General features: G+C 70.3%; 5 protein-coding genes and 1 pseudogene. 4 read left to right on the top strand and 2 right to left on the bottom strand.

The annotated features are described in order from the left end of the window. Positions 1-26: 26 nt before the first annotated feature. Together FHR36_RS39570 and dnaE are read right to left on the bottom strand one after the other, a co-directional pair. Positions 27-2,180: an RICIN domain-containing protein gene (locus FHR36_RS39570; RefSeq protein ID WP_301330746.1), complete on the bottom strand. Its 2,154-nt coding sequence runs from the start codon at positions 2,178-2,180 to the stop codon at positions 27-29. A gap of 221 nt (positions 2,181-2,401) precedes the next feature. Next, positions 2,402-5,935 (bottom strand): DNA polymerase III subunit alpha, encoded by a 3,534-nt coding sequence (dnaE, locus tag FHR36_RS29210; RefSeq protein ID WP_253801903.1) that lies wholly within the window; start codon positions 5,933-5,935, stop codon positions 2,402-2,404. 268 nt (positions 5,936-6,203) lie between these two features. Between dnaE and FHR36_RS29215 the strand changes: the two genes are divergently transcribed. The 4 genes and pseudogenes from FHR36_RS29215 to FHR36_RS29230 all read left to right on the top strand — a co-directional run. Next, complete coding sequence (locus FHR36_RS29215) at positions 6,204-6,995, top strand: hypothetical protein (RefSeq protein ID WP_253801905.1); 792 nt, start codon at positions 6,204-6,206, stop codon at positions 6,993-6,995. A 103-nt stretch (positions 6,996-7,098) separates the two neighbouring features. Then, positions 7,099-8,472, top strand: a complete 1,374-nt coding sequence (locus tag FHR36_RS29220; RefSeq protein WP_253801906.1) for a diacylglycerol/lipid kinase family protein — start codon at positions 7,099-7,101, stop codon at positions 8,470-8,472. 29 nt (positions 8,473-8,501) lie between these two features. Continuing rightward, entirely contained in the window at positions 8,502-9,041 is a 540-nt protein-coding gene (locus FHR36_RS29225) for a phosphatase PAP2 family protein (RefSeq protein WP_253802015.1), read from the top strand. A gap of 263 nt (positions 9,042-9,304) precedes the next feature. Continuing rightward, positions 9,305-11,954 (top strand): annotated as a pseudogene (locus FHR36_RS29230) (polymorphic toxin-type HINT domain-containing protein); the annotation flags it as partial.

Genomic DNA, 11,954 nt, shown 5'->3' on the forward strand with positions numbered 1-11,954 from the left:
CCGGTCCGGAACCTACCGGTGTCGGATCAGGACGCCGGCTGGATGGTCCAGTTCTGGTAGCCGGCATTGGTGGTGCCGGGCTGCTGCAGCTCCAGCAGCCAGCCGCCGTAGTACCAGCGGTTGCTGCTGCCGAGGACCAGCGAGGAGCCCTTGGCGGTGAGGCGGTAGCCGCTGCCGTCCGCGGAGACCTTCCACTGCTGGCTGTCGGCGGTGCCGCAGGTCTGCTGCATCACGTACTGGCCGCGCACCGGCTCGCCGCCGATCTGCAGGCACTTGCCGGAGCGGACCGACTTGATCCGCAGGTAGCCGTCGCCGGCGTCCTCGAACTGCCACTGCTGGTTGGCGTACCCGGTGCGCTGGTAGCCGATCAGCACGGCGCCGTCACGGGTGGAGCCGCCCCACATGTCGGCGGCCTGGCCGGTCAGGGTGTTGGTCATCAGGTACGGGGTGCCCGGCTTGGTCGGACCGGCCGAGGCGGGGGTCTTGAAGGTGGCGGTGCGGCCCGGCTTGGAGGCCTTGCCGTCGGCGCCGTGCACCACGATGGCGAGCTTGTACTGGTTGTCCGGCTGCAGTCCGACGATGCGCACCACGGTGGCGCGGACGGTGGCCAGCGAGCGGCCGTTGAAGATCAGCTCGTAGCCGGTCGCACCCGCGGTCTGCTTCCAGCTGACCACCACCGAGTTCGGGGTGAGCTGGCCGACCGTCACGTCCGGACCGGTGGTCGGGGTGGAGCCGGTCGCGGTCGGGCTCGGGGTCGGGGTGGCCGACTGGGTCGGGCTGGGCGACGCCGAGTTGGTCGGGGTGGGGGTCGGGGTCGGGGTGGAGCCCGTCGGCGTCGGCTTCGGGGTCGGCGTCGGGGTGGGGGTCGGCGTCGGGTTCGGGTTCGGGTTGCTGCCGTTGCCGTTGATCAGGAACTGGTTGTCCGCGACGTTCCAGTGCGTGGTCAGGTAACTACCCGCCTTGGGGGCGGTGTTGTAGTAGTCGTCGTGGTTGCAGTCCAGCCGGTCGTCGTGGCTGCGGTCCGGGCAGTGGATCTGCATCTGCGGGTAGTACGGGGTGTCCGAGTAGCACATGATGTCCCACTCGTCGACGCAGTGGCCGCCCTTGCTGCTGTTCGGCGCGCTGTTGTTGACCGCGCCGAGGTTGTGGCCGAGCTCGTGCGCGGCGGTCGAGCCGCTCCAGCAGCCGGAGTCGGTCCGGCCGTACGAGGGGCCGAAGTTGCTCAGGTTGTTCTGGGTCGGGCGCTCGTCGCCGGCGAAGGTGCCGATGCCGCAGTAGACCTGCGCGTCGGCGAAGACCATGTACTTGCGGTCCTTGCGCTGGTAGCCCTGCTTGGCCAGCGCGTCGTTCATCGCGCCGAACTCCTGCAGCGCGGCGGCCGGGACCTCGACGTTCAGCACCGAGACGGTGCAGTCGGGCTGGGTGACGTAGCGGACGTGCCGGACGCCGCCGGTCTCCTGTGCGGAGGCGTTGTAGATGACGTCGGTGTCCGCGGCCCACTTCTGGAACGAGGGCAGGTACTGCGCGAAGCGGTCCTGGCCGGGCCCGTGGACGTACATCACCTGGACGCGGTTGCCGGTGGAGCCGTCGCCGTCGCAGACGACCGTGCTGCCGGCGGCGGCCGCGGCCTCGGCGGGGGCCTGGGCGGCGCCGGCGGCGGCCGGGCTCGCGGCGGCGAGCGCGGTGCCGCTCTGGGCGTCCACGACGACGGGGACGTCCTTCACCAGGTCGGCGGCGGCCGGCTCCTGGGTGTCACTGCCCTGCAGCACCGGCGCCTTGTCGGCGGCGGCCACGGCGGGCTCGGTGTTCTTGTGGATGTCGACGCCCTTGGGCGGCGAGTCCGGACCGTGGGTGCACAGCCCCGCCTCGGACACCTTGAACACACCCACGCAGCGGTCGCCGCCGGCCGCGACGGTCAGGCCGGAGTAGACCATGCCCTTGGACGGGTCGCTGTCGGGTATCCGGGTGATCGGGGTCGGCGCCTCCTTGTGCTGCGGTCCGGCAGCCGGCGTCGGCACGGCGTCCTGCGCGGCCACCGTGGCGGGCGGCGGCATCAGCGCGTCTGCCACCACGCCGAATCCGACCGCGCTGGCAACCAGTCCGGCCGCCACCGATGTAACGGTGATGAACAGGGTGCGGCTGTTCCGACGTCGGTGTGACGTCGCCTTCCTGCGTCCCATGTGCGTCTCCTCGTCGGCCCTCTGGGGTCGGGTTGGGTTGGCCGACACATGGGAGACCCCCACGCGGGGTAGGGATAACAGTTTTTCGGAAAAAAGTTTGATACCCGCTCACAGGAACGCCCCCGCGGCCTCGCCACACCGGTGGCGAGGCCGCGGGGGCGGCGGGTCCTGATACCGGATCAGCCCAGGTCAGGGCTGATTCGATGCGGTGTCGGCGCGGGTCAGCCGGACAGGCAGCTGGGGCCGAGCAACTGCTTGAGGTCACCGAACAGCGCCGGGTCGGACTTCACCCGGTGCCGGTCGAGGCGCAGCACCACGGTCTTGGTCCGGCCGCGCAGGTGGACGTGGACCTCGGTGGTGCCCTTGTGGTGGGTGAGCACCTCGCCGAGCCGCGCCACCAGCGGCGGGGTCAGCTTGTTGTCGGGCACGGTGATGACGATCGGCAGCTGGGCGCCGACGTTGGAGAGGTCCGGGACGGACAGCTCCATGCCCATCAGCCGCGGCACGTCCTCCCGCTTGTCCAGCTTGCCGCGGACGAACACCACCGCATCCTCGACCAGTTGGGAGGAGACCAGCTGGTAGCTGGCCGGGAAGAACATGCAGTCGATGGAGCCGGCCAGGTCCTCGACGGTGGCGATCGCCCAGGCGTTGCCCTGCTTGGTCATCTTGCGCTGCAGGCCCGAGATGATGCCGCCGATGGTGACGATGGCACCGTCCGGCCGCTCCGCCAGGTCGGCGACCGCGCAGTCCGCCTTGTCGGCGAGCACGTGCTCGATGCCGTGCAGCGGGTGCGAGGAGACGTACAGGCCGAGCATCTCCCGCTCCTGGGTGAGCAGGAAGGACTTCTCCCACTCCTCCTCGGAGAACACCACGTCCAGCCCGAAGCCCGGCTCGTCACTGGCGGTGTCGCCGCCGAACAGGTCGAACTGGCCCTCCGCCTCCTTGCGCTTGACCCCGACCACGTTGTCGATCATCGGCTCGAACTGCGCGGTCAGGCCCTTGCGGGTGTGCCCGAGCGAGTCGAACGCGCCCGCCTTGATGAGGGATTCGACGGTCCGCTTGTTGCAGACCACCGACTCCACCTTGTCCAGGAAGTCCGGGAAGGAGGCGAACTTCCCCTTCGCCTTGCGGGTGCGGATCATCGAGTCGACCACCGGCCCGCCGACGTTGCGGATCGCGGTCAGGCCGAACCGGACGGTGTCGTTGCCGTGCGGGGTGAAGTCCGCGTCCGACTCGTTGACGTCCGGCGGCAGCACGCTGATGCCCATCTTGCGGGCCTCGTTGAGGTAGACCGCGGACTTGTCCTTGTCGTCCTTGACCGAGGTCAGCAGGCCGGACATGTACTCGGCCGGGTAGTTGGCCTTGAGGTACGCCGTCCAGTACGAGACCAGCCCGTAGCCGGCGGTGTGGGCTTTGTTGAACGCGTAGCCGGAGAAGGGGACCAGGACGTCCCACACCGCCTGGATCGCGGCGTCGGAGTAGCCGTGCTCGCGGCAGCCCTTCTGGAAGGGGACGAACTCCGCCTCCAGGATCTCCTTCTTCTTCTTGCCCATCGCACGGCGCAGCAGGTCGGCCTGGCCGAGCGAGTAGCCGGCCAGGATCTGCGCAGCCTTCTGGACCTGCTCCTGATAGACGATCAGGCCGTACGTCGGCTTGAGGATCTCCTCCAGGGGCTTCTCCAGCTCCGGGTGGATCGGCGTGATCTCCTGCTGGCCGTTCTTGCGCAGGGCGTAGTTGGTGTGCGAGTTGACGCCCATCGGGCCCGGTCGGTACAGCGCGAGAACGGCGGAGATGTCCTCGAAGTTGTCGGGCTTCATCAGGCGCAGCAGCGAGCGCATCGGCCCGCCGTCGAGCTGGAAGACGCCCAGCGTGTCACCGCGGGCCAGGAGTTCGTAGGTGGGCTTGTCGTCCAGGGGCAGATCAAGCAGGTTGATCTTGATGCCCTTGTTCTTCTCGATCGCCTTGACGGCGTCGTCCATGATCGTCAGGTTGCGCAGGCCGAGGAAGTCCATCTTGAGAAGGCCGAGGCCCTCACAGGTGGGGTAGTCGAACTGCGTGATGGTGACGCCGTCGGTGTGCCGGGTCCAGACCGGGATGTGGTCGGTCAGCGGCTCGGCGGACATGATGACGCCGGCCGCGTGCACACCGGGCTGGCGGATCAGGCCCTCGATGCCGCGCGCGGTGTCGATGACCTTCTTGACGTCCGGGTCGGTCTCGTACAGCCCGCGGATCTCGCCCGCCTCGCTGTACCGCGGGTGGCTGGAGTCGGTGATGCCCGACAGCGGAATGCCCTTGCCCATCACGTCCGGCGGCATCGCCTTGGTGATCCGGTCGCCCATCGCGTACGGGTAGCCGAGGACCCGGGAGGAGTCCTTGATGGCGGCCTTCGCCTTGATGGTGCCGTACGTGACGATCATGGCGACCTTGTCGGATCCCCACTTGTCCGTCACGTACCGGATCACGTCACCGCGCCGGCGCTCGTCGAAGTCGATGTCGACATCGGGCATCGAGATGCGCTCGGGGTTGAGGAAGCGCTCGAAGATCAGACCGTGCGGGATCGGGTCGAGGTCGGTGATGCCCATGGCGTACGCCACCAGCGAGCCGGCCGCCGAACCACGGCCCGGACCCACCGCGATGCCCTGGCTCTTCGCCCACATGATGAAGTCGGCGACCACGAGGAAGTACGCCGGGAACCCCATCTGGATGATGGTGTCCATCTCGTACTCGGCGAGCTTCTTGTGCTCCTCGTCGTAGCCCTCCGGGAAGCGCCAGTCCATGCCCTCCCAGACCTTGGACTTGAAGAAGTCCGACTCGGACTCGAAGCCCTCCGGGATCGGGAAGCGCGGCATCAGGTTCTTGAACTCGAACATGCCGCTCGTGTCGACCCGCTCGGCGACCAGCAACTGGCTGTTGCGGCAGCCCTCCTGCCAGACGTCGGAGGTGTCCAGGCCGTACATCTCCGCGGCGGACTTGATGTAGTAGCCGGTTCCGTCGAACCGGAAGCGGTCCGGGTCGGAGAGGTTCTTGCCGGTCTGCACGCACAGCAGCAGGTCGTGGGCGCCGGCGTCGCCCTCGGTGGTGTAGTGCGAGTCGTTGGTGACCACCGGCGGGATCTTCAGCTTCTTGCTGATCTCGATCAGGCCGTCGCGGACCCGGGTCTCGATGTCGAGGCCGTGGTCCATCAGCTCCAGGAAGTAGTTCTCCTTGCCGAAGATGTCCTGGTACTCGCCGGCCGAGCGGACCGCCTCGTCGAACTGGCCGAGCCGCAACCGCGTCTGCACCTCGCCGGACGGGCAGCCGGTGGTCGCCATCAGGCCGGCCGCGTGCTCGGCGATGATCTCCTTGTCCATCCGCGGCCACTTCACCAGCCAGCCCTCGGCGTACGAGCGCGAGGTCAGCTTGAAGAGGTTGTGCAGGCCCTCCTTGTTCCGGGCCCAGATCGTCTTGTGGGTGTAGGCACCCGACGCCGAGACGTCGTCCTTCTTCTGGTGCGGCTGGCCCCACAGGATGCGTTTGGTGTTGGAGCGCGACTCCGGCGCCACGTACGCCTCGATGCCGATCACCGGGGTGATGCCGGCCGCGGTCGCCTGCTTGTGGAACTCCGCCGCGCCGTACATGTTGCCGTGGTCGGTCATCGCGACATGGGTCTGGCCGAGCCGCTCGACCTCCTTGAAGAGCTGCTTCAGCCGGGCTGCACCGTCCAGCATCGAGTACTCGGTGTGGACGTGCAGATGCGCGTACGGCTGGTCGCTCAAGGCGGGGCCTCCGGGGTCCGGGTTCGGGCTGAAACACGTAAGGCCCGAGCCACCACCAGGGCTCGGACCACGGCTTCCGGGATCGCGGGAACGAGTCTAGTCCCCCGTCCCGACTGCCACGGGAGGCGCCACCGATCCCTCTCGAACGCTCACGTTCGGACACCCCTCGCCACCCGGCGGTCACGCCACGGTACCCGCCGCACCGGTTCCCGGCGCACCCGCCGAGGCGCTAACCTCGGCGCGACACCGGACCGGGAGGGGCACGACGATGGCGTACGGGGCAGCGCCGGCTGGCGCACAGCCGAACAGGGGCAGCGGCGGGGCGGACGGCGGCGGAGGCGGTCTGATCGCCATCGCGGTGCTGCTGCTCGTCGAGGTGCTGATCGAACTCGCCACCCTCGGCTACGACCTCTCCCAGGCCGGCGCCGGGTACCTGCTCGACGCGCTCGGCTTCTCCTACTCCCACTTCGTCGACGCGCCGGTCGGCTTCTTCGGCTACGACACCGCCCTGACCGTCGCCCTGCTCGCCCTCGTCGTCGGCGCCTTCAACCGCGGCCGCTGGGTCCGCCCCGCCGCGGTCGTCCTGCTCGCCACCAACGCGTACGGCTCCGCCGCCCAGCTGATCAACCAGCTCACCGGCGCCCACAGCCGCGACACCTTCGCCGAGCCCTTCGGCCATCTGCTGCTCAACCTCGGGCTGATCGCCGGCATCGTGATCGCGATCGCCGTCGCTGCGATCGTCGGCGCCACCCGCACCCCGCGGCCCGCGGCCGCGTTCCCGGGCTACCTGCCGCCGCAGGGCTACCCGTACGGCGGCGGCGCGGTGCCTCATGGCGCGGTGCCGGGCACCCCGGTGTTCGGCGGCCCTGCCGTCGGCGGACCGGTGCCGGGCGCCGCCGCGCCGCAGGGCTACCCGCCGGTCCCGCCGCCGGCCGCCCCCGCTGCACCCCCGGCCTACGGCTCGGTCCCCACGCCGCCCGCAGCCCCGCACTCCGCACCCGCACCCGCCGACGCCCCGCCGGCCTACCCGTCGGCCCCGCCGGCCCCGCCCGCCTCCTGAGGCCCGGCCCCTCGCCCCTGGGCCGTCCGAGTGGGGCAGCGCGGGAAGCGGGATGACTTCTCCGACCGCGGGGCATGAGGTGGACGTGGGAGGGAGGACCACGATGACCACGTCCGCCCGGGGTTCCGCCGCGTCGGCCCGCCGCCTCGCCCGGTTGGCCCTGCTCTGCGCGCTGGCGGCCCTGGTGGTGCTGATCGCCGGCGCAGGCCTGCGAAGCCCGCTGGTCGTCCTGGCGGGCCTGGCCGCGGTCGTCCTCGCGGCGATCGGCGTCTGGTGGATCCTCGCCCACCGCGGCCCGATCCGGCTGCTCGGCTTCCTGCTCGCCGTCGGCGCGCCGATCGGCGTGATCGTGCTCTACGCCGGCGGCGACCTGTGGCCGGAAGTCCTGGCCTCGATGGCCCTGTGGGGCGGCGGGCTCGCCTGCGCCCGCCAGGCCCTGCGCCACGACACCCGGCCGAGGCCGCCGCGGATCAGGCCGAGCACTCCCCCGCAGCGTCCGGCGCTGATCATGAACCCGAAGTCCGGCGGCGGCAAGGTCGAGAAATTCGACCTGGTGGCGAAGGCCGAGGCGCTGGGTGCCCGGGTCATCCTGCTCGACACCTCCACCCACCAGGACGTCACCACCCTCGCCCGCCAGGCGCTCGCCGACGGGGCCGACCTGCTCGGCGTGGCCGGCGGCGACGGCACCCAGGCGCTGGTCGCCGCGGTCGCGGCCGAGCACGGGGTGCCGTTCATGGTGATCGCGGCCGGCACCCGCAACCACTTCGCGATGGACCTCGGACTGGACCGCGCCGACCCGTCCCGCTCGCTCGACGCCCTCACCGACGGCGTCGAACTGCGGATCGACCTCGGCGAGGTGGCCGGGCGCCCGTTCGTCAACCTCGTCTCGTTCGGCCCGTACGCCGAGATCGTCCAGAAGCCCGAGTACCGCGACGCCAAGGCGGCCACCGCCCTGGCCGAACTGCCCGACCTGCTGCTGGGCTACACCGGCGCCCGGCTGTCCGCCGAGGCGGACGGCACCCCGCTGGGCGACCCGCAGGCGCTGCTGGTCAGCAACAACCCGTACGCGATGGCCGACCTGCTGGCGGCGGGCCGCCGGCCCAGGCTCGACGGCGGGGTGCTGGGCGTGGTGGGCCTGAAGGTGACCGGCGCGGCCCAGGCCGCGGACCTGGCCCTGCGCGGCGAACGGTCGGACAGCGTCCGCACCATGACCGCCCACGAGGTGGTGGTGACGGCCGACGGCGACACCGTCGCGGCGGGCGTCGACGGCGAGGCGCTCACCCTGGACACCCCCGTCCGGTGCACGATCAGGCCCGGCGCCCTGCGGATCCGCGTCCCGCGCAACCGCCCGGGCGTCCCGCCCGCCCCGCCGACCATGGACTGGCGCCGGATCCGCCGGCTCGCCTTCGGACACGACGACGCCAGCGACGACAGCAGCGAATCCGACACCGCGACGCAGCGAGGAGCGACCGGGTGATCACCAAGGTGCAGTCAGCCGTCCAGGAGATGGACGCCGTCGACCGGGCCCTGTACGCCGCGATCGCCACCGTCCCCACCCCGACGCTGGACGCCGGCCTGCGCCGCCTCTCCACGGCCGCCAACCACTCCAAGATCTCCTTCGCCCTGGCCGGACTCCTCGCCCTGCGCCCCGGCGCCCCCCGCCGCGCCGCCCTCGTCGGGGTGGCCGCCATCGCCACCGCCTCGGCCGCCGCCAACCTCGCCGGCAAGGCCCTGGCCCGCCGCCCCCGACCGGACCGCGACGCCGCCAACGTCCCGTACGCCCGGCACGTCCGCATGCCCGTCTCCGCCTCCTTCCCGTCCGGGCACACCGCCTCCGCCTTCGCCTTCGCCACCGCCGTCGGCACCGTCCTCCCCTGGGCCTCCGCCCCGCTCGGCCTCCTCGCCGCCGCCGTCGGCTACTCCCGCGTCCACACCGGCGTCCACTACCCCGGCGACGTGGCCGCCGGCGCCGTCCTCGGCATGGCCAGCGCCGCCGCCGTCGCGGGAATCGGACGGTCTGCCCGGATCCGACCGACCGTCAGCTGACTGTCCGACAAGCGAAAGTTCGCACCTGGCCAATCATTTGACGAACATTTTACTCGGCGCGCGAACAAGGGCGCGGTTTATGTCCCGAACTGAGTTGATCATGCCCACGTAGGGTCTCCCCTGCGGTCGCCATGACTGTCGCGACTGCATTTATCGACATATCTCTGGGGGAGATGATCGTGGGGGATTGGCGTACACGAACGCCGGTCAACTCACCGCTGAGACGGAGTGGCCAATGGCTCTCCGTGGTCAGCGTTGCAGCTTTGACGATGACCATGCTGGCCGCTCCGTCGGCCGAGGCGCTGGCCGCTCGGCGGCCGCACGGGAAGGTCTGGGCCCCGCCGAAGACGCCGCTGGCGTCGCAGAAGTCGGTGAATGGCAAGGACCTCAAGCCCGGCAAGCTCGACGCACCGAAGTTCCCGGTACCAGGTGACTGGAAGCCCGCCACCCCAACCGCGGTGCCGACCGGTTCGGCCACCGTCGCCCTGCCGGACGGGAACGCGGTGCAGGCCGGCAAGCTGCCGGTGAAGGTCGCCAAGGGCGAGCAGAAGTCCGCCCGTTCGGTGAAGGTCGAGGTCGCCCCGGGCGACAAGGGCAAGGCCGCGGGTGTGGCCGGTCCGGTCGTCGCACTGACCGACACCGACGCCTCCACCGAGGACCACAGCGTCAAGGTCGCCCTCGACCTCAAGGCGCTCCAGGGCGCCGGCTGGGCCGACCGCGCACGGCTGGTGGAGCTTCCCGTATGTGCGCTGACCACGCCGGAGAAGGCCGAGTGCCAGACCCAGAAGCCGGTCGCCTCCAGCGTGGACCCGAAGACCGGCGTACTGACCGCACAGGTCACGCTTCCCGCCGCTTCCGACAGGACGGCGACGAAGAGCTCACCGTCCGACGGCGCTGGTGGCAAGACGGTGCAGGCCGGATTCGTTCAGGCCGCTGCCGCCCCCTCGGCAACGGTCCTCGCTGCGGCCTCATCGTCCGACGGCGCGATGGGCGGCTACTCCGCCTCTCCGCTGTCCCCGTCGATGGCCTGGGGCGCCGGCTCCAACGTCGGCAACTTCACCTACTCCTACCCGATCCAGACCCCCGCATCGATCGCGGGTGCCGAGCAGACCGTCTCGCTCTCGTACGACTCCTCCTCGGTGGACGGCAGGACCTCGGCGCAGAACGCGCAGGCGTCGTGGATCGGTGAGGGCTGGGACTTCCAGCCGGGGTTCATCGAGCGGTCCTACCGCGGTTGCGACAAGGACGGGATCACCAACTCCGGTGACCAGTGCTGGGCCGGTCAGAACGCCAGCCTGAACCTGGGCGGCCACTCCGGCACGCTGGTCCGCGACGACGCCACCGGCGTGTGGCGGATCCAGGGCGACGACGGTTCGAAGGTCGAGCAGCTGACCGGTGCGGCCAACGAGGCCAAGAACGGCGAGTTCTGGCGCGTCACGACCTCGGACGGCGTCCAGTACTACTTCGGTCAGAACCACCTGCCGGGCGGCAACCACGGCGATCCGGCGACCAACTCGGTGGAGTACATGCCGGTGTACTCGCCGAAGAGCGGCGACGACTGCTACGACTCCGCCAAGGGCAACGCCTCCTGGTGTCAGGAGGGTTGGCGCTGGAACCTCGACTACGTCGTGGACCCGCACCAGAACCTGGTCACCTACAACTACCAGCAGGAGACCAACTACTACAGCCGTGGCGGCGGTCAGAACAACGGCAGCGGCACGCTGACCGCGTACGTCCGCTCCGCTCAGCCGTCGCAGATCGCCTACGGCCAGCGCCTCCCGGAGCAGCTCGCCGCGAACGGCTCCGTGAAGCCCGCGGCCAAGGTGCTGTTCACCACGAGCGAGCGCTGCGCCGCCTCGGGCTCGATCACCTGCACCACCGCACAGCGGACCAAGGCCAACCAGAACAACTGGCCCGACAGCCCGCTGGACCAGAACTGCGCGTCGACGGGCACCTGCACCAACTACTCGCCGACCTTCTGGTCGCCGTTGATGCTGTCGAAGATCGAGACCCAGGTCCTGGTCGACAGCGCGTACCGGTCGGTGGACTCGTGGGAGCTGAAGCACACCTTCCCGGACCCGGGTGACGGCACCAAGCCGTCCCTGTGGCTGTCCTCGATCATCCGCACGGCCACCAACGGCCAGCCGTCGATCACGCTCCCCGCGGTGTCGTTCACCGCGCGCGAGCTGGCCAACCGGGTCGACGGTCTGACCCCGGCGCAGCCGGCGTTCATGCGTCCGCGCATCCAGCAGATCACCACCGAGACCGGCGGCCAGATCAACGTCGTCTACGCCGACCCCGAGTGCTCCCGGACCAGCAACCACATGCCCGCCGCCGAGGACAACAACTCGATGGCCTGCATGCCCGTCCACTGGTACCTGCCGGGGCAGTCCGCGACCGACCCGGTCAAGGACTGGTTCAACAAGTACCTGGTCACCGCCGTCACCGAGCAGGACGCGGTCACGGGTACGACGCTGACCAAGTCGACCAACTACAGCTACGGCGGCGGAGCCGCCTGGCACCGCAACGACGGCGAGTTCACCGACCCCAAGTCCCGTACCTGGGACAGCTTCCGCGGCTACCAGACGGTCACCACGACCACGGGCAGCGGCAACGCGGGTGAGGCACCGAAGACCCAGCAGGTCTCCACCTACCTGCGCGGTATGAACGGCGATGTCAAGGCCGACGGCTCGACCCGGAGTGTCCAGGTCTCCTTCACCCCGTACCCGGGCGCGACTGCGGTCACCGTCACCGATGATGCGTGGCGAAGCGGGAGTGTGCTCGGTGGCCAGGGCTTCGACCAGGTCGGTGGTTCGGTGCGGAGCGCCAATGCCATCGTCGCCTCCGGCGACGTGGTGACGGCGACGCACAAGCAGCAGAACAGCATGCCCGACCTGGTCGCCCGGTACGACG

Origin of the sequence: Kitasatospora cinereorecta (assembly GCF_024172095.1) — a bacterium.
In the GTDB taxonomy this organism is placed as follows: Bacteria; Actinomycetota; Actinomycetes; order Streptomycetales; family Streptomycetaceae; genus Kitasatospora; species Kitasatospora cinereorecta.

Excerpts from the sequence above, each read along its gene's own strand:
- FHR36_RS39570 (WP_301330746.1), bottom strand. The coding sequence starts at position 2,180 with ATGGGACGCAGGAAGGCGACGTCACACCGACGTCGGAACAGCCGCACC.
- FHR36_RS29215 (WP_253801905.1), top strand. The coding sequence starts at position 6,204 with ATGGCGTACGGGGCAGCGCCGGCTGGCGCACAGCCGAACAGGGGCAGC.
- FHR36_RS29220 (WP_253801906.1), top strand. The coding sequence starts at position 7,099 with ATGACCACGTCCGCCCGGGGTTCCGCCGCGTCGGCCCGCCGCCTCGCC.
- FHR36_RS29225 (WP_253802015.1), top strand. The coding sequence starts at position 8,502 with ATGGACGCCGTCGACCGGGCCCTGTACGCCGCGATCGCCACCGTCCCC.